This is a genomic window from Lentzea sp. NBRC 105346, from assembly GCF_030269605.1.
Lineage (GTDB): Bacteria > Actinomycetota > Actinomycetes > Mycobacteriales > Pseudonocardiaceae > Lentzea.
Window position 1 is genome coordinate 162,736 of sequence record NZ_BSTQ01000010.1, and the last position, 20,779, is coordinate 183,514.

Here is a 20,779-nt window from a genome sequence, read left to right on the forward strand (position 1 = left end):
GGGATCTTCCAGCATGGACAAGGTGATGGTCTCCGTCGCCGACGGCAGCCTCCCGCGGATCCTCGACGATCTGCGGGAGGCCGGTCTGGTCGTGGACACCGTGCTGGAAGCGTTGGGGGTCGTGACCGGCACGGTCGACGTGCGCGCGATCCCCGCTCTGCGTGCTCTACCTGGAGTACTGGACGTGGAACGGCAGTGGCGCGTTCAGCTGCCGCCCTACTGACTACGCTCTGCGGGGACTCCTGTGCGCGCGATCGAACACGTGTTCTAGGATCGTGTGCGGGGTCACGTCGTTGCGCAGAGAGGAACACTGAACGTGTCGGACACGCTCGTTGAGGACGTCGTCGAGGACGCCACCGCCGTCGAGGCGCCCGAGGAGCCGGTCGCCGAGGCTACTCCGGAGCCCGAGGCTCCCAAGCCGGCCAAGGCGCAGCGCGCCAAGAGCACGGCGAAGAAGACCCGCACGGTCGAGCTGACGCTCACGGTCACCGGCACCGCCGAGGGCGAGTGGCAGGCGGACCTGGTGCACGGCACCAAGCGGGTCGTCACCGGCCTGATCATCCCCGCCATCGCCGTGTCGAAGGCGGCCAAGGAACTCCACGAGGACATCGCCGAGGGCATCGAGACCGTGCTCGAGGCGGCCCGCGCCCAGCACCGGACCCGCATGGAGGAGCTCGAGGCCGAGCTCGCCAGGGTGAAGGCGCAGCTGGCCGAGCTCAGCGACTGAGCTTCCCCGTAAGACTCGAGGGGCCGGAGGGTAGGACTCTTACCCTCCGGCCCCTTGTGGTCCTACGGTCGGCGCATCTCGATCTGAGGGGAGCTCATCGAGCATGCGCAGAATTCTGTTAACGGTGCTCGCCGTGGTGGCATCGATGTTGCCGGCGACGACCGCACACGCCGACGACCCGCCGCGGTACCGGACGTACTACTCGATCTTCACGCGTGGACAGCAGCAGATCCCGTACCTCGACACGACGCCGTACGTGCCACAGGGCCTGACGCACTGGCCCGAGCTGGACGCGATGGTCGTCTCGTACTACCACGACGGCGGCGGCAACGCCCGGCTCACGGTGCTCGACCGCACGACCAGCAGGCGGATCAAGACCCTGACCCTCGACGACACCGGGCACGCCGGGGCACTAGCGACGAGCCGGAACTTCATCTGGGTCGCGACCGGCGGCAAGGTCGTCCGCTACGCCAAGTCGGCGCTGGCCGGCGCCGCCGACGGGGCCACGGTCACCCGGAACCGGGCCTACTCGGTGCTGGCGGCGTCCTTCATGGAGATCTCCGGGGACAAGATGTACGTCGGCGCGTTCGACCCCGACAACAGCGCCACCGCGTACCGCTACTCGCTCGACGCCGCCGAGGAAGCGCACTACGACAACCACTCGTTCGGCGTGCCGTCCAAGGTCCAGGGCATGGCGATCACTTCGGCGCACTTCATCTGGAGCCGGTCGTGGGGGCGGGACAACGACAGCCAGATCGTCGTCGACCCGCGCAACGGGGCCATCAGCCGCACGGTCACCGCGCCCAACATGTCCGAGGACCTGGCCACGGTCGGCGGGCAGCTCTACGTCGTCTACGAGTCCGGCGCGAAGAAGTACGCCGACGCGGACTACAAGGTCCGCACCATCCACCACGGGCCGCTGTCCGAACTGATCCCGTAAGCCGGAGGTCGTGAGTGGTTTCCGTCGTCCTGGCAACGGAAACCACTCACGAGATCTCCGTCGCGGACCTCGCACCCCGCTCGCGCAGCCAGGCGACGATCTCGGCCTCACTGCGCTGCGCCGCGTCGAGCGGCGTCATCTCCTCCCACGGCGGGATCCAGTCCAGCTCGGCTCCCCGGTCGAGCAGGAACTCGGCGCACGCGCGCTGATCACCGTGGCACGCGCCCCAGAACGCGGCGTTCACCTCGTCGCTCGTGGCGCCGGACACCTGGTTCTCGACCCGGCCGACGAGGCCCAGGGTCGCCGAATCGACGATCGTGGTTGCGGCGCCGCGCTCGACGAGCCGGTGCGCGGCGTGCCATTGAGCGAAGACCCGCGCGTCGGCCAGCGCGGTACCGCCGCCGATGACACCGCCGCCGGCGTCGATGTCCGCTCCGGCGTCCAGCAGCGCGTCGAGCGCCTCCACGTCGTCGCTGCTGGCCGCCCAGTGCAGCGGGGTCTCGCGGTGCACGCCGCCTTCGAACCGGGCGTTCACGTCCGCTCCCGCGGCGATGAGGACGGCGATGGTGGCGGCACTGTTGGGGAAGTGTCCCGGCCAGTCGGTCGCGATGTGCAACGGCGTCCGGCCGCCGATCCGCGCGGTGGCGAGACCGGGGTCGTCGTCCAGCAACCGGCGCAGGCCGTCGAGGTCACCGGTGCGAATCGCCACCTTGAGCGGGTTCACCGCGCCTCCCGCAGCTAGCGAACGTGACGTTTGAGGACATCTAAGTCCCCGAGCGTCACGTTCGCTAGCAGGTCCCTACCGCGCGGGGTCGAGCACGAGCTTGCCCTGGGTCTTGCGCGACCGCAGGTCCTCGTGCGCCTGGCGGATATCGCCCATGCCGTACTCGCCGCCCGGAATGGCCTTGATCTTGCCGTCCACGACGAGCTGGAAGAGCTCGGCCATGGCGCGGTGCGCGAGCGTGCCGTGCTCGGCGTCGCGGACCTTTAGGGCGTGCGGCAGCCACATGCCCGCGATGGTCGTCGAGTGCGTCAGCAGGGTGCCGAGCTCGACCGGCTGCGGCCGCTGCCGTGAGGCCATGCCGTAGAAGGCGAGGCGGCCGAACGGGGCCAGCGCGCGCAGCGACTGGTCCGTGGTGGTGCCACCGGTCATGTCGAGCACGATGTCGACGCGACGGCCGTTGTTGGCCTCGATCAGCGCGTCCTTCATCTCCGGCTCGCGCGAGTCGATCGCGATGTCGGCGCCCAGGTCGAGCGCGAGCTTGCGCTTGTCGTCGGACGACGCGGTGGCGATGACGCGCCCGGCGCCCCACAGCTTCGCCAGCTGCACGGCGATCGTGCCGACACCGCCGGCGGCGGCGTGCACGACGACGGACTCGCCCGGCTCGAGGTGCGCGGACTTGCGCAGCAGCAGCCACGCGGTGGCGCCCTGGACGATCAGCGACAGCGCCGTCAGGTCGTCGACGCCGTCGGGCACGTCGAACGTCGTCAGCGTGGGGGCGACGGCCTTCTCGGCGTAACCGCCGGTGCCGGGCGTCAGAGCGACGACGCGGCGGCCTTCGCCGACAACGCGGCCGACGACCTCGCCACCGGGCACGAGCGGCAGCTGGTAGCTGGCCAGGTAGGAGTTCTCCGCCTGGTGCGTGTCCGCGTAGTTGAGGCCCGCACGGCTGACCTCGATCAGCACCTCGCCGGGGCCCGGCTGGGGGTCGGGCAGCTCCACCTGCTGGAGGACCTCGGGTCCGCCGAACTCGGTGATCTGGATGGCCTTCACGACTGGTTCTCCTTGGCGAGGGAAATGGGGTCCACGCGAGCGGCGGCGATCTGGCCGCCGTCCGCGGCACGCGGACCGGGGGGCTGGCGGAAGCCGAACGGCTCCGACGCGCGGCCGGCCTGGACGAACCAGGCCTCACCGGTGCCGCCGGAGGCCAAGATGGACTCGAACGCGTCGGCCACCGCCGAGACGGGCAGGATCGGCATGCCCACCTCCTGCAGCGTGGTCCGGATCGGCCCGATGATGTTGGTGTCGGCGAACGCCGGGCACAGGGCGTTGACGTTGATACCGAAGTCGGAGAACGCACCGCCGAGCGCCCGGACGAGTCCGACGACGGCGGCCTTGTTGGCACCGTAAACGGGGTCGCCCGGTGTCGCCATCAGACCGGCCATCGACGCGGTCGCGACGATGTGGCCGCCACCGCGGTTCTTCAACGCCTCCAACGCCGCCTGGGCGCCGTACACGACGCCGTCGAGGTTGATGGCCATCGCGCGGCGGTACCGCTCGGCGTCGAAGTCCGGGCCGAAGTCCGTCCCGGTGGCGATGCCGGCGTTGAGGAACGCGATGTCCAGGCCGCCGTACACCGACACGGCGGTCTCGACCGCGGCGACATTGTCCTCGAGCCGGGTGACGTCGCAGCGGACGAACGTGCCGTCGATCTCGGCCGCGACGAGTTTGCCCTGCTCCTCGTCGACGTCGGCGACGACGACCCGAGCGCCTGCGGCGGCGAGCCGGCGGGCGACCGCGGCGCCGATGCCGTTCGAACCTCCGGTGATCAGCGCGACCTTGCCGGTGAAGTCCACGGGCACATGCCTCCTCTGGCGTGACATTCCGACCAGTCGGTATGGTGCTGCGCACATCGCTCGACGTCAAGCGCAGCGCGAGGTACGTTACTAAGCGCTTGCTTAGCTCCCTACAGTACCGAGGAGGGTCCCCGTGGCCGACAGGGTTGCCATCGTCACCGGCGCCGCGCGTGGCATCGGCGCCGCCGTTGCCCAGCGCCTCGCCAGCGACGGTTTCGCCGTCGCGCTGCTCGATCTGGACGAGCAGGCCGTGCGCGACGGTGCCGAGAAGATCGTCGCCGGCGGTGGCCGGGCCTTCGCCGCGAAGCTCGATGTCAGCGACGAGGAGCAGGTCAACGCCGTCGTGGCGCAGGTCGCCGAGCAGCTCGGCGCGCCGACCGTCCTCATCAACAACGCCGGCATCCTGCGGGACAACCTTCTGTTCAAGATGACCTCGAGCGACTGGGACGCGGTCATGAACGTGCACCTGCGCGGCGCGTTCCTGATGAGCAAGGCGGTGCAGGCGTACCAGACCAAGGAGGGCTGGGGCCGCATCGTGAACCTTTCCTCCACGTCCGCGCTGGGCAACCGTGGCCAGGCGAACTACTCGGCCGCGAAGGCCGGTCTGCAGGGCTTCACGAAGACGCTCGCGATCGAGCTGGGCAAGTTCGGCGTCACGGTCAACGCGATCGCCCCCGGCTTCATCGCCACCGAGATGACCGCCGCGACCGCCGAGCGCATGGGCATCTCCTTCGAGGACCTCAAGAAGGGCGCCGCGCAGGCCATCCCGGTGGCGCGCGTCGGCACGCCGGAGGACATCGCGCACACCGCGTCGTTCCTCGTCTCCGAGGGCGCCGGATTCGTGTCCGGCCAGGTCATCTACGTCGCCGGCGGACCGAAGGACTGAGGCGGATGCGCGTCTTCGAGAACATCGACGAGCTCGTCGCCGCGAAGGGCGAGCACCTCGGCTTCGGCGAGTGGCACGAGATCACCCAGGAGCAGGTCAACCTGTTCGCCGACGCGACGCTGGACCACCAGTGGATCCACATCGACGTCGAGAAGGCTCGCAAGGGCCCCTTCGGCGGTCCCGTCGCGCACGGCTACCTGACGCTGTCGCTGGTGCCCTTCCTCGTGAAGGACATCTACACCGTCAAGAACATCAAGATGGGCGTCAACTACGGGAGCAACAAGGTCCGCTTCCCGCAGCCCGTCCTGGTCGGCTCCCGCGTGCGCGCGGGCGTCGAGCTGACCGAGATCACGGACATCGCGCTGGGCAAGCAGCTCGTGACGAAGGTCGTGATCGAGATCGAGGGCAGCGAGAAGCCCGCGCTGGTCGCGGAGATCGTCTCAGTGCTGGTGCCGTAGCGAGGCGAGCAGCAGGTCCGCGTAGTGGCGGGCCAGCTGCTCGGGCTTCAGCGGCCCGTCCAGCCGGTACCACGTGCCCAGGTGGTGCACGGTGCCGAAGAAGTAGTGGGTCGCCAGGTCGGCGGGCACGTCCGCCCGGAACTCGCCCCCGGCCTGGCCCTCCTCGATCAGCGCGCGGAACCTCTCGTGGTACTTGCGCCGCTCGGCGCGCACGTCCTTGCGGATCTCCGCGGGCAGGCTGTCGACCGAACGGAAGAAAACCTTTGCCGCGTCGTAGTTCTCGACCGACGTGATGATCACGTCCGCGGCCGCGGCGTGCAGCCGCTCGGCGACCGGGTCGGTGTCGGCCGCGAACTTCTCCAGACGCTCCTGCTGCATGCGCAGCACACGGCCGTAGATCTCGCGCAGGAGGTCGTCCTTCGACCCGAAGTAGTGGTACATCGCGCCTTTGGTCACGCCGGCGCGTTCCACGATCTCCTGCACGGCGACGCGGTCGAAGCCCTTCTCGGCGAAGAGGCTCGTCGCGGCGTCGATGAGTCTTTCCGGAACGGTCACGCCCGGAGCGTACAGACCAGTTCCGCGAAGAGGCCCGCGATGTTGAACGCGTCGTCGTGTCCGCGGTGATGCGTGCCCTCCAGTGGCCGCCCGGCGATCCGCAGCGCCTCGTCCATGCCCACCTCGCGCGGCAACCCACGAACCAGTGCGAAGAGCGTCTTCACGTTGATGTGCCGGGGGCCGAACGGGTACCGCACGCCCTCTGCCGCGCACTGACGCTCGAACTGCTTGCGGTCGTAGTCGCCGTACGACGCCCACACGCGCCGGTCCGACCGGAACTCGGTGCGCAGCAACGCACACGCCTCGGCGAACGTGACACCGGAAGCCACCTGCTCAGGTGTCAGCGTGGTCAGCTTCGTACAAAAGGGACTGACCGTGGAGTGCTGCGGGCGCACCAGGATGCTGCGCCGCTCACCCCGCTCCCCCGTCGCCACGTCGACCGGGCACAAGCCGATCTCGATGATCTCGTTGCGCTGCCCGGGAGGCGGCGCCGTTTCCCAGCAGGTCGCCTCGACGTCGACGACCAGCACCGTGTCCAACTGAATCACGGTGCTGATCGTCCCCGAGTCGTCTACCGAATATCAGACGATGACAGCGCCACCGTCGACGACGAGCGTCTCGCCGGTCACGTAGCCACCGGCGGGCGAGGCCAGGAACACCACGGCCGCGGCGAGCTCCTCCGGGTCACCGACGCGGCCGGCGGGCACCATCGAGGTGAACTGGTCCATGTAGCCGGGCGGGTACTGGTCGGTCATCTCCGAGGCGAAGAAGCCCGGCGCGATCGCGTTGACCCGGATGCCCTTGCGCTTCGTCCACTGCTGCGCGAGGTCGCGCGTGAGGCCCAGCAGACCCGCCTTGGATGCGGAGTACGCGGCCTGCGGGATGCCGCCGGTGACCAGACCGAGCACGCTGGAGATGTTGATGATCGAGCCGCCCTCGGTCATCACCGCGGCCGCGGCCTGCGCCATCCAGTACGCGCCGTTGAGGTTCACGTCCATGACGCCGAGGAACTGCTCCGGCGTCTCCCGCGACGCGGGCACGGCCGAGGCGACGCCCGCGTTGTTGACGAGCACGCCGACGGTGCCGAATTCGGCCGCCGCGGCGGCCACCTCACGGCAGTCGTCGGGCTGCGAGACGTCGGCCTGCACGACCAGCGCGCGGCGGCCGGCCGACTCGACGAGGAGCGCGGTCTCCTTGAGCTTGTCCGCACGGCGCGCGGCGAGCACGACGTCCGCGCCCGCCTCCGCCAGGGCCTTCGCGAAGGCCACGCCGAGACCGGAGGACGCCCCGGTGACGATCGCGACCTTCCCGTCCAGCCGGAACTTGTCCAGGATTCCCATTACGACAGCCTTTCCAGAATGATCGCCATGCCCTGACCGCCGCCGACGCACATGGTCTCCAGGCCGAACTGGGCGTCGCGCGCCTGCATGCCGTTGATCAGTGTGGTCATGATGCGGGCGCCGGTCGAGCCGAACGGGTGGCCGAGCGCGATCGCGCCGCCGTGCACGTTCAGCTTGTCGATGTCGATGCCGAGCTCGCGCTGGCTGCCGATGACCTGCACCGCGAACGCCTCGTTGATCTCGACGAGGTCGATGTCCGAAATGGACAGACCGGCGTGCCCCAGGGCCTGCTTGGTCGCGTCGACCGGGCCGAGGCCCATGATCTCCGGCGACAGGCCCGAGACGCCCGTGGACACGATGCGCGCCAACGGGGTCAGGCCCAGCTCGCGGGCACGGACGTCGCTCATGATCACCACGGCGGCGGCACCGTCGTTGAGCGGGCAGCAGTTGCCGGCGTTGATCGTGCCGTCCGGGCGGAACGACGGCTTCAAAGAAGCCACAGCTTCGTAGGTGACTCCGGCGCGCGGGCCGTCGTCGGTGGAGACGACGCGACCGTCGGGCAGCGTCACGGGCGTGATCTCACGCTCGAAGAAGCCGTCCGCGATCGCCTTCTCCGCGAGGTTCTGCGACCGGACACCGAACTCGTCCTGGTCGTGCCGCGAGATGCCCATCGAGGTGGCGACGTTCTCGGCCGTCTGCCCCATCGCGATGTAGTAGTCGGGCAGCTTGCCGTCGAGCCGCGGGTCGGTCCACGGCGCGTTCGTCTCGGCCGTCTTCTGGGTACGCGCGCGGGCCTCGTCGAACAACGGGTTCTCGTTCGGCGTGCCGCTGTGCATGTACCGGGAGACGCACTCGACGCCCGCGCTGATGAACGCGTGCCCCTCGCCCGCCTTGATGGCGTGGAAGGCCATCCGCGCGGTCTGCACGGACGACGCGCAGAACCGGTTGACCGTGGTGCCGGGCAGCGTGTCGAACCCGAGCTGCACGGCGACGCGGCGCGCGATGTTCTGGCCGTGCTCGTCCTGCGGCTCGGCACAACCCAGGTGCAGGTCGGTGATCTCGGTCAACGAGGGCACCTTGTCCAGCGCCGCCTTGACGATCTGCGCGGCGAGGTCGTCCGGCCGCAGGTCGACGAGCGATCCCTTGCGGGCCCGGCCGATCGGTGACCTCGCGGTGGAAACGATGACTGCTTCAGGCATTGAGGTCTCCCGTCACAGGCCGAGGTCGCGGCCGATGAGTTCCTTCATGATCTCGTTGGAGCCGGCCCAGATCTTCGTGACACGGGCGTCCATCCACGCGCGGGCGACGCGGTACTCGGTCATGTAGCCGTAGCCGCCGTGCAGCTGCACGCAGGCGTCGATGACCTCGTTCTCGACGTCGGCGCTCCAGTACTTCGCCTGCGCCGCCTCGACCGCGGTCAGCTCACCCTTGGTGTGCTGCATCGTCAGGTTGTCGATGAACGCCTGCGTGACGTCGATCTTGGTCCGCAGCTCGGCGAGCAGGAACTTGTTGTGCTGGAACTTGCCGATCGCCTGCCCGAACGCCTTGCGCTCCTTCACGTACTCGAGCGTCTCGTCGAAGATGCCGACGGCGTGCGCCAGGTTGGAGATCGCGCCGCCGATCCGCTCCTGCGGCAGGCGTTCCATCATGTAGATGAAGCCCTGCCCCTCCTCACCGATGACGTGCTCGGACGACAGCCGCACGTCCTGGAAGAAGAGCTCCGCGGTGTCGGACGGGTGCTGGCCGACCTTGTCGAGCTTGCGGCCGCGCTCGAAGCCCTTCATGCCGGTCTCGACGGCGAACAGCGTGATGCCGCGAGCGCCCTTCGAAGGGTCGGTCCGCGCGGCGACCACGATCATGTCCGCGGTGTAGCCGTTGGTGATGAACGTCTTGGAGCCGTTGAGGATCCAGTCGGACCCGTCCTTGACGGCGTTCGTCTTGAGCGCGGCGAGGTCGGAGCCGCCGGACGGCTCGGTCATCGCGATACCGGTCTTGATCTCACCGGTGGCCATGCCGGGGAGCCAGCGCTGCTTCTGCTCCTCGGTGCACAGGTCCACGAGGTAGGGCGCGACGACGTCACCGTGGATGCCGAGGCTCGACGCGACGGCCGCGTTGACACGGCACAGCTCCTCGGCGAACACGGTGTTGAACCGGTAGTCGTTCGCCTCGCTGCCGCCGTACTCCTCGGGGATCTCGAGCCCCAGCAGGCCCTGCCGACCGGCCTCGAGCCACACATCGCGGTCGATCTCGCGCTGCTCGATGAACTTCTCAACGTTCGGCCGGATGGTCCGCTCGACGAACTCCTTCGCCGACTCCCGGAACGCGTGGTGATCTTCGTTGAACAGCGTGCGCTGCACGGGTCCTCCTCCAGCCAACATACTAAGCGGTTGCTTAGAGCTAAGCGCCCGCTTAGCGTGCAGTACGATTCGTGGCCTGTCAACAAGGAGGACGCTCGATGACGGCCCAGCAGGAGTTCGGGGTGCTCGACGAGATGTGGCGTGACGTCACACCCGACGCCGCCCGCCGCATGCTGATCGCCGCGTCCCGCGCCTTCGCGGACAAGGGCTATCACGCTACGACAACGCGTGACATCGCGTCACTGGCGGGGATGTCGCCGGCCGCCGTGTACATCCACTACCGGTCCAAGGAGGACCTGCTCTTCCAGATCTCCCGGATCGGGCACGAGCTGTCGCTGGGCGTCCTGTCCGACGTGCCCGGCGCCACCCCCGTGGAGCGCCTGTCGAACGCCGTGTCGTCGTTCGCGCGGTGGCACGCCGAGTACCACACGACCGCTCGGGTCGTGCAGTACGAGCTGGGGGCGCTGAACCCCGCGCACCACGCCGTGGTGGCCGAACTGCGCAGGCAGATCGAGGGCAAGATGCGCTCGATCATCGAGGACGGGATGCGGGAAGGCGTCTTCGACGTGCCCGACCTGAAGGGCGCGACGCTCGCGGTGCTGTCGCTGTGCATCGACGTCGCGCGCTGGTACCAGCCGTCCGGCAAAAGGACGCCGGACCAGATCGGCGCGATGTACGCAGACCTGGTCCGGCGGATGCTGACTAACTAGGTGACCGACTTGCGGCCGTAGACCCCGGCGACCACGGAGACCCCGATCGCCGCGATCACCACCTGGACGACCAGCTCGATCCAGTCGATACCCGGTGTGTCGGCGACCCCGAGCGCGCGGGCGACGAACGTGCCGAGGAACGCGGCCACGATGCCCACGATGAGGGTCAGCCAGATCGGGATCGCTTGCTTACCAGGGGCCACCAGCTTGCCCAGCAAGCCGATTATGAGCCCGATGATCAGAGCTCCGATGATGCTTTCAGGGGACACTACTGCCTCCCTTGCTTCGGGCGGATCAGTCTCCGAAGAAGGCGTCGCCGATCTCGTCGAAGACCTCTCCCATAATCATCCCACCTACCACGCCAGCCGCACCTGCAGCGACAATTCCGCCGACTCCAGGCCCGTGACCACCGTGAATGCCGTGGCCCCCGTGCATGCCGTGGCCGCCGCGACCGCTGATCTGGGCCATCCAGTTGTTGATGATCCCGGCCCAGTCGGCGTGCATCGCCTCCTGGTGGGACATGTGGAAGTGCCCGAACGCGTCGCCGCCGGCGCGGAACAGGCCGCCGCGCTTGTCGGCCTCGAGGATCGTGTACAGGTGGTGCTGGTCGGCCACGAAGGTCAGCTCGACCTGGTTGAGGCGGCCGTGGAACTGCGGCGGCGGGTAGAACTCGATCTCCTGGAAGAACGGCAGCTGCTGCGGCACGCCGTGCAGGCGGCCCTGCTCGTTGTCGGCCTTCGTGAAGCGGAAGCCGAGCTGGCCGAACGCGCGGAGCACGGCCTCCTGGGACGGCAGCGCGTGCACCCACACCGGGTCGAGGTCGCCGGGGTCGACGGCGCCGCGGACCTCCAGCTCGGTGCGCAGGCCCATCTTCATGCCGTGCAGCTGCGTGCCCATCACGACGTTGAGCGGGGTCTCCAGCGGCACCGGGAACTGGAACGGCAGCGCGATGCGCTGGCCGGGCGCGACGGCGAGGCGCTGGGCGACGGAGATCTTGGCGAACTCGCGGTTGGTGTTGTACTCGTTGTCGCCGCTCTCGACCTCGACGCGGGTGAGCAGCGAGAGCACCACGTGGTCGATGTTCGCGGGGTGGTCACCGCCGGCGATGCGCACCTCGCCGGTCAGGTACTCGCCGGGCCGGACGTTGGGGTTCGTCAGCACCGTGTCCACCGTCGGTCCACCCACGCCAAACGCCTGCAACATCCTCTTGAACACCACGGCGGCCTCCCTGAGCCTTCTGCATTTTGCGGTGAAGTGTCCCAATGACGCCTCACCGGGTGGATCGGTTCCGTCTGGACGAACGTCAACCGAGATGGCAGCATGCGACCGCCGTCACATACTAAGCGGTCGCTCAGGAGGAACTCCCGTGCTGCTCGTCGCCAACCGGGGTGAGGTCGCCGTTCGCGTGTTGCGCGCGGCTGCCGACCTCGGAATCCGCACCACGGCGGTGTACTCGGCAGACGACGCGGACTCGTTACACGTCCGCCTGGCCGACCACGCCGTGCCGTTGCGCGGTCACGGGCCGCAGCCCTATCTGGACATCGACCAGCTGATCAACGCCGGAGAAGACTGCGTCGCCGTGCATCCCGGATGGGGTTTCCTCTCCGAGAACGCCTCCTTCGCGCGCGCCTGCCAAGACGCCGGGTTGACCTTCGTCGGTCCACGCCCCGAAGTGCTGGACCTGCTCGGCGACAAGCGCCGCGCTCGCGATCTTGCCGCATCGCTCGGCGTGCCAACGCTCGACGCGGGCGAATCGTTCCCCCTGATGGTCAAAGCCGTCGCGGGTGGCGGCGGCAAGGGCATGCGCGAGGTGCACCGGCCCGAGGACCTGGACGACGCGATCGCGCGCTGCAAGGCGGAGGCGCTGGCGGCGTTCGGCAACGACGACGTCTACCTGGAACGCCTGATGACCCCGGCCCGGCACATCGAGGTGCAGCTGGTCGGCACGATGGTGATCGGCGACCGCGACTGCAGCCTCCAAAGGGGACACCAGAAGATCGTCGAGATCGCCCCCGCGCCGCTGCTGGACCCGTCGCTGCGCAAGGCGCTGCACGAGGCCGCGTCCGCGATCGCGTACGCCGTCGACTACACCGGCGTCGGCACGGTCGAATTCCTGGTCGCGGGCGACGAGTTCGCGTTCCTCGAGGTCAACCCGCGGCTTCAGGTCGAGCACACGGTGACCGAGGAGATCACCGGCGTCGACCTCGTGCGCACCCAGCTGCTGCTGGCGTGGGGCGGCGAGTTCGACCTCTCGTTCAGCGAGCGCGGCAGCGCCGTGCAGCTGCGGATCAACCAGACCTCCGGCGGCGTCCTGACGACGTTCCAGCCTCCCACCGGCCCCGGCGTCCGCGTCGACACGCACGCCTACCCCGGCTACCGCGTCGGCACGCGGTTCGACGCGCTGCTCGCCAAGCTCGTGGTGCACGGCGAGGACCTCGACATCGCGCTGAACCGGGCGCGCCGGGCGTTGGACGAGTTCCGCGTCGAGGGCGTGCCGACGAACATCGACTTCCTGAAAGGCCTGCTGCGCAAGGACATCGTCGGAGCGCCGACCGACTTCATCACCGACGAGCCGGTTTCGGGGTCACGCGCTCCCCTGTCCGGCACGGTCGTCGCGATCGAGGACGGCGCGGTCGTGCTCGAGGCGATGAAGATGCAGCACGTCGTGCGCGTCAACGGAGACGTGCTGGTCAACGTCGGCGACACCGTGGTCGAGGGCCAGGTCCTCGCGCTCGGCGACGCCGGTGAGCACGCCGAGGAACAGGCCGAGATCGACCTCGACTTCATCCGACCTGACCTGGCGGAAGTGCTGGCACGGCATGACTTCTCACGGCCGGAGGCTGCGGCCAAGCGGCATGCTCTCGGCGGCCGGACCGCTCGGGAGAACATCGCGGACCTGTGCGAGGACTTCGTCGAGTACGGCGGTCTCGCGATCGCCGCGCAACGTGCCCGCCGGTCGTTGGAAGACCTGATCGAACGCACCCCTGCCGACGGCCTGGTCGCGGGCATCGGGCGTGTGAACGGCGAGCGGGTCGTCGCCATGTCGTACGACTACGCCGTGCTCGCCGGCACGCAGGGCCTGCGCAACCACGCGAAGAAGGACCGCCTCTTCGCGTTGGCGCAACAGGAGAAGCTGCCGATCGTGCTGTTCGCCGAGGGCGGCGGCGGCCGGCCCGGCGACACCGACCACAGCATGGTCAGCGGGCTGGACTGCGGCTCGTTCCACGCGTTCGCTTCTTTGAGCGGGCTGGTGCCGCTGGTGGGCGTGGTCGCGGGCCGGTGTTTCGCGGGCAACGCCGTGCTGCTCGGCACGTGCGACGTGATCATCGCGGTCGAGGGCGCGAACATCGGCATGGGCGGCCCGGCGATGATCGAGGGCGGCGGGCTGGGCGTGTTCCGCCCGGAGGACATCGGCCCGCTGGACGTGCAGGTGCCCAACGGTGTCGTGGACATCGCGGTGGCCACCGAAGAGGAAGCCGTTTCCGTTGCGCGCAAGTATCTTTCGTACTTCCAGGGGCCTGTCTCGGACTGGTCGTGTGCCGACCAGCGCCAGTTGCGACACGCGATTCCCGAGAACCGGCTGCGCGCCTATAACGTCCGCTCATTGATCACGACGTTGGCGGACACGGACTCGGTGCTGGAGCTGCGCGAGGGCTTCGGCCGCGGCATCGTGACCGCGCTGGTGCGGGTCGAGGGCCGGCCCATGGGGTTGATCGCCAACGACCCCGCGGTGCTGGGCGGTGCGATCGATGCTTCCGCGGCCGACAAGGCAGCAAGGTTCCTGCAGCTCTGCGATGCGTTCGACCTGCCGGTGGTGTCGTTGTGCGACACGCCTGGGTTCATGGTCGGGCCGGAGGCGGAGCGGACGGCGACCGTGCGGCACCTGACCCGCATGGTCGTGACGGGCGCGAACATCGACGTGCCGTTCGGGCTGGTTGTTCTACGAAAGGCTTACGGACTCGGCGCGCAGGCCATGGCGGCGGGTTCGTTGAAGGTTCCCCAGTTCGCGATTTCCTGGCCCACCGGGGAATTCGGACCAATGGGGTTGGAGGGGGCTGTCCGGCTCGGCTACCGACGCGAGCTGGACGCGATCGAGGATCCACAGGAACGCCAGGCACGCTTCGACCAGATGGTCGCGGCGGCGTACGAACACGGCAAGGCGCTCAACGTCGCCTCGGTCTTCGAGATCGACGACGTCATCGATCCGGCGGACACGCGCCGGTGGATCGCGACCGCGCTTGCTCCAAGTGCTTCCCGTGACGGCGGGAAGAAACGCCCCTTCATCGATACCTGGTGAGGTCGCGTCGGTGTCTGGACTGAGTCATTTCGTTCGCGGCCGGCGCCCTAGCGCCGGCCGCGGACGAAATCACGAGGGAAGACACCGACTTCGCCAGACCTCACCCGCGCAATTCAACACTGCGAGGTTTCGTATGGTCACTGCCGCCCCTACCCCCACCGATCGACGTTCGTTGCGCAAACTCATGGCTGCCGGCCTCGTCGGTAGTTCTCTCGAGTGGTACGACTTCTTCATCTACGCCACGGCAGCAGCTTTGGTGTTCCCAAAGCTTTTCTTCCCCGCGGCGACCCCCATCGTGGGTTTGTTGTTGTCCTTCAGCACGTTCTGGGCCGGCTTCATCGCCAGGCCGATCGGTGGCCTGGTGTTCGGGCACATCGGTGACAAGTTCGGGCGCAAGCCCGCGCTGGTGATCTGCCTGGCGCTGATGGCGGCGGCGACGTTCCTCATCGGCCTGCTGCCGACGAGCGCGTCGATCGGCGTCTTCGCGCCGGTTCTGCTGGTGCTGCTGCGGTTCGCGCAGGGCATCGCGGTCGGCGGCCAGTGGGGCGGCGTCGTGCTGCTCCTGACGGAGAGCGCTTCGTCCGGGCGTCGTGGCTTCGCGGGCACGTTCGGCCAGGCCGGTGTGCCGATCGGCGTGATCCTGGGCAACGTGGCGTTCATCGTCGCCTCGACGTCGATGCCGGCCGCGTCGTTCGCGTCCTGGGGCTGGCGGGTGCCGTTCCTGGCCAGCGCGCTGCTGTTCCCGCTGGTGCTGTTCATCCAGCTCAAGGTCGAGGACAGCCCGGTGTACAAGGAGATCGCGGCCCGTCGCGCGGCCTCACCCGACTCGGTCGTGCAGGCGCCGTTGAAGGAGGCCCTGCGGACGCACCGCAAGGCGATCCTGCTCGGCGCGGGCCTGATGTTCGCGTCCAACGCGATCTTCTACGTCTCGATCGCGGGTGTGCTGTCGTACGCGACTTCGACGCTCGGCCTGTCCCGCCAGTCGGTGCTGCTGGCCAGCCTCGCGTCGTCGATCATCAGCGTGCCGTTCGTGTTCCTCAGTGGACGGTTGTCGGACCGCTACGGCCGCCGTCCGCTGATCCTGCTGGGCGCGCTCGCACTCACGCTGTGGGCGTTCCCGTACTTCTGGCTCATCGACACCGGTTCGCTCGGCATGCTGTTCGCCGCGGTGACCGTCGCGGGCATCGCGTCCTCGCTGGTGTACGGGCCGATCGCGGCGTACCTGGGTGAGCTGTTCGAGGCGCACGTGCGGTATTCAGGCGCGTCGCTCGCCTACCAGCTGGCATCGATCCTGGTCAGCGGCGGCACGCCGTTCATCATGACGGCGCTGCTGGGCGCGACCGGCACTTCCGTGTCCGTCTCGGTGTTCCTCGCGCTGATGGGCGTCGTGACGGTCTACTCGGCGTGGAAGCTGCCGGAGACCAACCCGGTGGCGTCAGCGGTGGCGGCGGAGGCTCAGCCGGCGTCCTGAACGCGGCGTTCCAGCATCACGGTGTCGCGCCAGACACCGTGATGCTGGGCGGGTCAAGCGCGTCGGCCACCCTGCCTATATATCGCGTTCAGCCCTGGCTACTTCACCAGCTGCCAGGTACCACAGCGTTGGTTGGTGAAGCTCCCATCCGTCGGTGCCACTGTGACGGTGATCGACTGCGCATGGGTGACGAAGTTGTTGTCGATAATCTCGCCATCAGGTCTCGTCCGCTCCCAATAGCAGCTGTCGACACTGCGTGTGGTGCGATACGTGCCAGGCTTTATCTTGCCCTTGCCCGTGCCGATCTCGTACGTCCCACTGCCGAACGGCACGTTTCCTTCGAGGACGTCATTGAGCGCGCCTTGATGTTCCACACACAGCGCCGGTATGCCGATCTTGAAAATCTCAAGACGCTTCGCGTCATCACCGGTCTGCCCCTGGAGAAATTCCGATGCAGTGACGTACTTGCTGGGACTTGCCATACTCTCGCACACGTCGAGAACCCATGCGGATGCATTTCGATAGGTCCTGTCGATCGCGGATTCGAGTCCCGCCTTCTGCACAGCGTCGTCCACCTTCTCAGCTGGCGCGAGTTCGCCGCGCTTCACCCATACCGTCGCGACCGAGTAACTACTGCGATTGGCTTCAATTGAACTCACTACCCACTTGCCCAGCGATTCAGGAAGTGAATCTCTGATCGAAAGAAAGAAGAGGTTCGACTTCTTTTCGGCATCTGTCACGTAGATGTAGTAGCCGAGCTTCTGAATTTCGGCGACCGCCGTGCTCGCGGCTACACCCGCATACTTGGCCGTATCTATCACCGGCGGAAGCGGCTTGGAGGTAGTCGTTGTTGTAGCGGTTGTTGACGATCGGAGTGGCTCGGCCGACGGCTTCGCGGTGCCGCAAGCCGACAGAGCAGCTACGGCTACTAGTGCAATGATGGGCAGCATGAATCGGCGCATGCGGAACTCTTTTCGCAGTCGCTGGTGGTGCGTCACATCTGGCTGCCAGGCATGCCCTGTATCGGTGTGAGACCAGCAGCCCGTTACTGACCGTCGTCGCCTGCTGATCAACACGTCATTGCGGAGTCAGAAGGGCGTTGAGCCGCCGTAGCGCCAGTTGCCCACCTGCGCTGATCTCCACAAGGCCGCCCTCGTCGGCAGCACGGATCGTTCGCTGAATCTGATGCGGCAAGCGGTGCACCTCTGCTGCTATCAGCGCGGTCCGCAAGGTCTCCTCAGCCGCATCTCGCTGATGCGCCGCGAGCAGAACCTGTCCGGCCGTAACTCGCTCGATGATGTGCCACTGCGGTGCGACCGGCGCAGCATCCGGAATGCTCGCTCGCATGATCCGGACCGCGTCGGCGGCTCGGCCAGTTGCGACCAGGCCGCGTAGTTGGATCTCCCGGAAGGTGAACGGGTTGAACAGCATGCTCCGGCCGCCACCGTCGTCGAGTCGTTTGCGGTACCCGTTGATCGCGAGTTCGAAAAGGTCGGGATCGCCGTGCTCGCCTGCGGCACGAGCCAGAAGCGCGAATGCGGCTCCCTGCCCCTCCCGATCCTCGGACACGGCAACAGCGCGGCCGAGTCGTGCGATGGCCGCACCGACGTGGTCGGCCTTGCGTAGCTCGTTGCCATGCATCCGAAGCGCGTGCGCGAGGAACGCACGGTCGCCGAGACGCTCGGCGATCACCAGGGCCTTACCGGTCCACCGGGCAGCAGCCGTCAACCGTTCTTCGGGCAGCACGGTGCCGAGCGAGACCCCGAGCGCTGCGCGGCCCTGGCCAAGCAGGATCATCGTGTCCCGCTCGGCTCGGCCCTCGGCGGCTCGTGCCTCGAGTCGAGCAACAAGCGGCCAGAGTTCGTTGACCGCATCGACGGCCCGCCCGGACTGGCGCGCGATCTCGGCCAGGCGGATCGTCGAGTCGCCGAACTGGATCATCGCCGCGAAGTCGGCATCGTCGTTGTCGGTCACACCGAGCACGTGCATCGGCAATCCGAGCGTCCGCGCGATGTGACGGCGTGTCGCGACATCGCTGATGCTCCGGCGACCGGTCTCGATCATCGACACATAGGTCTTGTCGTAGTCGAGTAGCGCGGCGAGCCGTTCCTGACTCAGCTTGTTCAATCTGCGGTAGACGCGCAGGATCGTTGCCAGATCACGACTTCGAAGCGCAGTTGTCGCTTCAGGCGCGGACCACAACCACACCGCGGGCATGAGCCGACGCCCCGGCACGACCGGGGCGACGTGACGCACAGTGGCATGGCAGGTTGGACAGATCGCATCGACGGCGAGCCGACTCAGCTCGGCTCCACACGCGTCACATCGCCTGGCCGTCACGGCCTACCTGACCGCGTCCTCATGCAAGCGCGCGAACCACGTCGCAATCGAGCGCTTGTAGCCGTCCGGCATGTTCAAACCGGGCACCTCGTCCTGGGTGAACAGACCGATTTCCTTGTGCTCGTGGGAAAGCACAGGCTCGCTGTCGCCGTCCGGATGACAGCCGTAGGTCACGATGAACACGTTCTTCTCGGCGACGTTGATGTAGTACATCCAGGTGTCGAGGATCGGCCCGGTCGTGACCTTCCATTGGGTCTCTTCAGTGATCTCACGAGCAACGCATTGCTCCGGCGTCTCGCCGGGCTCGATGCGACCGCCGGGCAGCTCCCATTCCTCGCGCTCGTTCTTGAGCAGCAACACCTTGCCGCCACGGACCACCACGCCCTTTATCGAGACCGGGTAGGCAGGCTGGCTCATCGAGGTGCCCTCCGAGATCGGTGACGTGCTGCTCAACGGCAAGGTAGCACCGGAACCCACCACGCTTACGCAACTCGGTGTTGACAATCTGTCACTGGACGTAGTGGATCGAACGGCGTTCTGCTGATCCCATGGACGAGTCGTTTCGCGAGGTAGAAGTCATGATCGAGCTGATCGCCGAGCGCGGACTCGCTGTAGTCGACGGCCTCGACACTCCCGAGGATCTTCTACAGCTTGCCCACTCGATCGCGACCGTCGTGCCTCATCGGGACAGTGGTCCGGACGGTGTCACGACGATTGCCGACTTCGGCGAGGCCATCGTGCGCAGTGGGTTCGCGGGCTTCAGTACCTGTGCGCTCAACCCGCACACCGACCGTTCGGGCGTCCCGTACCCACCTGCATTGTTGATGATGAGCTGCAGCAGGGCAGCAACAACCGGTGGCGAGTGTGTGCTCATCGACGGCCAGGCCGTGTACGACGATCTCGCCGTCTCGGAGCCTGAAGCGCTCGCTGCGTTGTGTACTCCACGCTCGGTTCTCTTCGGCGGTGCGGCTGGACACCTCGGCTCGATCTTCAGCGACAACGGCGACGGCCGGATCATCATCAGACTGCGACTCGACGAGCTCGCGCGGTTCGCGTCAGAGGTAGATCGTTGGATTCCCGTACTGCGTGCGGCGATCGACCGCCACGCGATCGAGTTCCGGCTGTCGGCCGGACAGGGCTACATCCTCGACAACCATCGCTGGTTGCACGGTCGCCGGGCGTTCACGGGACAGCGCGTGGTTCATCGGGTCAACGGAGATCCGTTGCCGGCTACCGGAATCCGGACCGGTCTTCGGGCCTGGGCGTCGAGTGATGCGGCATGAGCGACGACGCGGCCACGCGTGCCTTTCCCGCGCTCGCCGCGCTCATCGCGATCAGGGACGCGGGCTGGTCGTTCGTGCACCGCGACGTGGTGGAAGGCGTGCCGACACAGGTCGACGGCTACTGGGCTTGGCCAGGAGGATGGATCGACGCTGTCCGCGTGCGCGACGAGAACGACGCGATGGCGTTGCGCACCGACGGAGACGAGCCGCCCGGCATAGTGTGGGAACGCACGGGCTCGCTTGAGTACGTGGTCGAGGAGCTGTTGAGCCTCCCTGCTCCCGGAGCCCGGCTCGCACCTCGGCTTGTCAAGGCGGTCGGGCCGATGTTGTGGACGCCGTAGATCAGTCCTGAACGCGGCGTTCCAGCATCACGGTGTCGCGCCAGACACCGTGATGCTGGGCGATCCGCTCCCGCACCCCAACGGTCCGGAACCCGAACTTGTGGTGCAGCGCGATGCTCACCTCGTTCTCCGGAAAGATCACCGCCTGCAACGTCCACAGCCCGCCCGCGTCGGCCGCCGACACCTGGCGAGCCAGCAACGCCTTCGCGACGCCGCGCCCGCGGAACGCCGAGCCCACGTAAACGGACGTCTCCACAACCCCGCGGTAGCACTCACGCGGCGAAACGCGCGCCACGGCCGCCCACCCGGCGACAGAACCATCCACCAGAGCAACCCACCGCAGATCCGGCAGCCACTTGGCGTCCAGCGACGACCAGGTGGGCACGGACGTCTCGAACGTGGCGTTGCCGGTGGCGATGCCCTCGCCGTAGATGCGCAGCACCGCGTCCCGGTCAGCAAAGTCCATCGCACGAACCTCGACCATGCACATAGATTAT

Annotated in this window: 23 protein-coding genes and 1 pseudogene; 10 read left to right on the forward strand and 14 right to left on the reverse strand. The window is 67.7% G+C overall.

Translation table 11 applies throughout. The features are described 5' to 3' along the window. Window positions 1–13 precede the first annotated feature (13 nt). From QSK35_RS22105 to QSK35_RS22115, 3 genes are all read left to right on the forward strand, one after another. Entirely contained in the window at window positions 14–223 is a 210-nt protein-coding gene (locus tag QSK35_RS22105; RefSeq protein WP_285749159.1) for a hypothetical protein, read from the forward strand. A 93-nt stretch (window positions 224–316) separates the two neighbouring features. Continuing rightward, a complete protein-coding gene (locus QSK35_RS22110) occupies window positions 317–727 on the forward strand; it encodes a DUF6319 family protein (protein WP_285749161.1) in 411 nt (136 codons plus the stop codon). A gap of 103 nt (window positions 728–830) precedes the next feature. Further along, a complete protein-coding gene (locus QSK35_RS22115) occupies window positions 831–1,667 on the forward strand; it encodes a hypothetical protein (protein WP_285749163.1) in 837 nt (278 codons plus the stop codon). A 46-nt stretch (window positions 1,668–1,713) separates the two neighbouring features. Here the strand turns inward: QSK35_RS22115 and QSK35_RS22120 are convergent, their stop codons facing one another. The 3 genes from QSK35_RS22120 to QSK35_RS22130 form a co-directional block, all read right to left on the reverse strand. Then, on the reverse strand, window positions 1,714–2,391 hold the full coding sequence (locus QSK35_RS22120) for an ankyrin repeat domain-containing protein (protein WP_285749165.1): 678 nt from the start codon (window positions 2,389–2,391) through the stop codon (window positions 1,714–1,716). A 75-nt stretch (window positions 2,392–2,466) separates the two neighbouring features. Continuing rightward, window positions 2,467–3,441 carry a quinone oxidoreductase family protein gene (locus tag QSK35_RS22125; RefSeq protein WP_285749167.1) on the reverse strand — a complete coding sequence of 325 codons (975 nt, stop codon included), beginning with the start codon at window positions 3,439–3,441 and terminating at the stop codon, window positions 2,467–2,469. After that, entirely contained in the window at window positions 3,438–4,244 is an 807-nt protein-coding gene (locus QSK35_RS22130; RefSeq protein WP_285749169.1) for an SDR family NAD(P)-dependent oxidoreductase, read from the reverse strand. The genes QSK35_RS22125 and QSK35_RS22130 overlap by 4 nt, the downstream gene beginning before the upstream one ends. 133 nt (window positions 4,245–4,377) lie before the next feature. Here QSK35_RS22130 and fabG point away from each other — a divergent pair, with 133 nt between their 5' ends. Both fabG and QSK35_RS22140 read left to right on the forward strand, forming a co-directional pair. Then, window positions 4,378–5,130 carry a 3-oxoacyl-ACP reductase FabG gene (fabG, locus tag QSK35_RS22135; protein ID WP_285749171.1) on the forward strand — a complete coding sequence of 251 codons (753 nt, stop codon included), beginning with the start codon at window positions 4,378–4,380 and terminating at the stop codon, window positions 5,128–5,130. Then, window positions 5,127–5,588 carry a MaoC family dehydratase gene (locus tag QSK35_RS22140; RefSeq protein ID WP_285749455.1) on the forward strand — a complete coding sequence of 154 codons (462 nt, stop codon included), beginning with the start codon at window positions 5,127–5,129 and terminating at the stop codon, window positions 5,586–5,588. The genes fabG and QSK35_RS22140 overlap by 4 nt, the downstream gene beginning before the upstream one ends. Here the strand turns inward: QSK35_RS22140 and QSK35_RS22145 are convergent. The 5 genes from QSK35_RS22145 to QSK35_RS22165 are packed head-to-tail and all read right to left on the reverse strand — an operon-like array spanning window position 5,571 to window position 9,840. Then, window positions 5,571–6,143 (reverse strand): TetR/AcrR family transcriptional regulator, encoded by a 573-nt coding sequence (locus QSK35_RS22145; RefSeq protein ID WP_285749173.1) that lies wholly within the window; start codon window positions 6,141–6,143, stop codon window positions 5,571–5,573. The genes QSK35_RS22140 and QSK35_RS22145 overlap by 18 nt on opposite strands. Continuing rightward, the gene (locus tag QSK35_RS22150; protein WP_285749175.1) at window positions 6,140–6,691 is read right to left on the reverse strand and encodes a 3'-5' exonuclease; all 552 of its coding nucleotides are present in this window, start codon (window positions 6,689–6,691) and stop codon (window positions 6,140–6,142) included. Before QSK35_RS22150 ends, QSK35_RS22145 begins: the two co-directional genes overlap by 4 nt. 33 nt (window positions 6,692–6,724) lie before the next feature. Continuing rightward, the gene (locus tag QSK35_RS22155) at window positions 6,725–7,483 is read right to left on the reverse strand and encodes an SDR family NAD(P)-dependent oxidoreductase (protein WP_285749176.1); all 759 of its coding nucleotides are present in this window, start codon (window positions 7,481–7,483) and stop codon (window positions 6,725–6,727) included. Then, the gene (locus QSK35_RS22160) at window positions 7,483–8,682 is read right to left on the reverse strand and encodes an acetyl-CoA C-acetyltransferase (RefSeq protein WP_285749178.1); all 1,200 of its coding nucleotides are present in this window, start codon (window positions 8,680–8,682) and stop codon (window positions 7,483–7,485) included. Before QSK35_RS22160 ends, QSK35_RS22155 begins: the two co-directional genes overlap by 1 nt. 12 nt (window positions 8,683–8,694) lie before the next feature. Beyond that, window positions 8,695–9,840 carry an acyl-CoA dehydrogenase family protein gene (locus QSK35_RS22165; RefSeq protein ID WP_285749180.1) on the reverse strand — a complete coding sequence of 382 codons (1,146 nt, stop codon included), beginning with the start codon at window positions 9,838–9,840 and terminating at the stop codon, window positions 8,695–8,697. 98 nt (window positions 9,841–9,938) lie between these two features. Here QSK35_RS22165 and QSK35_RS22170 point away from each other — a divergent pair, with 98 nt between their 5' ends. Then, window positions 9,939–10,550, forward strand: coding sequence for a TetR/AcrR family transcriptional regulator (locus QSK35_RS22170; RefSeq protein ID WP_285749182.1), 612 nt, complete (start codon window positions 9,939–9,941; stop codon window positions 10,548–10,550). Here the strand turns inward: QSK35_RS22170 and QSK35_RS22175 are convergent. Next, the gene (locus tag QSK35_RS22175; RefSeq protein ID WP_285749184.1) at window positions 10,547–10,819 is read right to left on the reverse strand and encodes a GlsB/YeaQ/YmgE family stress response membrane protein; all 273 of its coding nucleotides are present in this window, start codon (window positions 10,817–10,819) and stop codon (window positions 10,547–10,549) included. The genes QSK35_RS22170 and QSK35_RS22175 overlap by 4 nt on opposite strands. 25 nt (window positions 10,820–10,844) lie before the next feature. Beyond that, window positions 10,845–11,765 carry a sporulation protein gene (locus QSK35_RS22180; RefSeq protein WP_285749458.1) on the reverse strand — a complete coding sequence of 307 codons (921 nt, stop codon included), beginning with the start codon at window positions 11,763–11,765 and terminating at the stop codon, window positions 10,845–10,847. Window positions 11,766–11,916: 151 nt separating this feature from the next. Between QSK35_RS22180 and QSK35_RS22185 the strand changes: the two genes are divergently transcribed. Together QSK35_RS22185 and QSK35_RS22190 are read left to right on the forward strand one after the other, a co-directional pair. Continuing rightward, window positions 11,917–14,847, forward strand: a complete 2,931-nt coding sequence (locus QSK35_RS22185) for a carboxyl transferase domain-containing protein (protein WP_352244138.1) — start codon at window positions 11,917–11,919, stop codon at window positions 14,845–14,847. Between the two features lie 184 nt (window positions 14,848–15,031). Then, window positions 15,032–16,318: an MFS transporter gene (locus tag QSK35_RS22190; RefSeq protein WP_285749187.1), complete on the forward strand. Its 1,287-nt coding sequence runs from the start codon at window positions 15,032–15,034 to the stop codon at window positions 16,316–16,318. Between the two features lie 98 nt (window positions 16,319–16,416). Here QSK35_RS22190 and QSK35_RS22195 read toward each other — a convergent pair whose 3' ends face one another. From QSK35_RS22195 to QSK35_RS22205, 3 genes are all read right to left on the reverse strand, one after another. After that, window positions 16,417–17,280 (reverse strand): Rv1352/Rv1906c domain-containing protein, encoded by an 864-nt coding sequence (locus QSK35_RS22195; RefSeq protein WP_285749189.1) that lies wholly within the window; start codon window positions 17,278–17,280, stop codon window positions 16,417–16,419. A gap of 115 nt (window positions 17,281–17,395) precedes the next feature. After that, window positions 17,396–18,535, reverse strand: coding sequence for a helix-turn-helix transcriptional regulator (locus tag QSK35_RS22200; protein WP_285749191.1), 1,140 nt, complete (start codon window positions 18,533–18,535; stop codon window positions 17,396–17,398). A 126-nt stretch (window positions 18,536–18,661) separates the two neighbouring features. Further along, window positions 18,662–19,075, reverse strand: coding sequence for an NUDIX hydrolase (locus tag QSK35_RS22205; RefSeq protein ID WP_285749193.1), 414 nt, complete (start codon window positions 19,073–19,075; stop codon window positions 18,662–18,664). 131 nt (window positions 19,076–19,206) lie between these two features. Here QSK35_RS22205 and QSK35_RS22210 point away from each other — a divergent pair, with 131 nt between their 5' ends. Both QSK35_RS22210 and QSK35_RS22215 read left to right on the forward strand, forming a co-directional pair. After that, a complete protein-coding gene (locus QSK35_RS22210; protein WP_285749195.1) occupies window positions 19,207–19,941 on the forward strand; it encodes a TauD/TfdA family dioxygenase in 735 nt (244 codons plus the stop codon). Further along, on the forward strand, window positions 19,938–20,282 hold the full coding sequence (locus tag QSK35_RS22215; protein ID WP_285749197.1) for a hypothetical protein: 345 nt from the start codon (window positions 19,938–19,940) through the stop codon (window positions 20,280–20,282). The genes QSK35_RS22210 and QSK35_RS22215 overlap by 4 nt, the downstream gene beginning before the upstream one ends. A gap of 1 nt (window position 20,283) precedes the next feature. On the opposite strand, the pseudogene QSK35_RS22220 reads toward QSK35_RS22215, so the two are convergent. After that, window positions 20,284–20,763 (reverse strand): annotated as a pseudogene (locus tag QSK35_RS22220) (GNAT family N-acetyltransferase); the annotation flags it as partial. Between the last annotated feature and the right edge of the window lie 16 nt (window positions 20,764–20,779).

Coding starts and splice junctions, on each gene's coding strand:
- QSK35_RS22105 (WP_285749159.1), top strand. CDS start 14: ATGGACAAGGTGATGGTCTCCGTCGCCGACGGCAGCCTCCCGCGGATC.
- QSK35_RS22115 (WP_285749163.1), top strand. CDS start 831: ATGCGCAGAATTCTGTTAACGGTGCTCGCCGTGGTGGCATCGATGTTG.
- QSK35_RS22155 (WP_285749176.1), bottom strand. CDS start 7,483: ATGGGAATCCTGGACAAGTTCCGGCTGGACGGGAAGGTCGCGATCGTC.
- QSK35_RS22160 (WP_285749178.1), bottom strand. CDS start 8,682: ATGCCTGAAGCAGTCATCGTTTCCACCGCGAGGTCACCGATCGGCCGG.
- QSK35_RS22170 (WP_285749182.1), top strand. CDS start 9,939: ATGACGGCCCAGCAGGAGTTCGGGGTGCTCGACGAGATGTGGCGTGAC.
- QSK35_RS22190 (WP_285749187.1), top strand. CDS start 15,032: ATGGCTGCCGGCCTCGTCGGTAGTTCTCTCGAGTGGTACGACTTCTTC.
- QSK35_RS22195 (WP_285749189.1), bottom strand. CDS start 17,280: ATGCGCCGATTCATGCTGCCCATCATTGCACTAGTAGCCGTAGCTGCT.
- QSK35_RS22200 (WP_285749191.1), bottom strand. CDS start 18,535: ATGCCCGCGGTGTGGTTGTGGTCCGCGCCTGAAGCGACAACTGCGCTT.
- QSK35_RS22205 (WP_285749193.1), bottom strand. CDS start 19,075: ATGAGCCAGCCTGCCTACCCGGTCTCGATAAAGGGCGTGGTGGTCCGT.
- QSK35_RS22210 (WP_285749195.1), top strand. CDS start 19,207: ATGGACGAGTCGTTTCGCGAGGTAGAAGTCATGATCGAGCTGATCGCC.
- QSK35_RS22215 (WP_285749197.1), top strand. CDS start 19,938: ATGAGCGACGACGCGGCCACGCGTGCCTTTCCCGCGCTCGCCGCGCTC.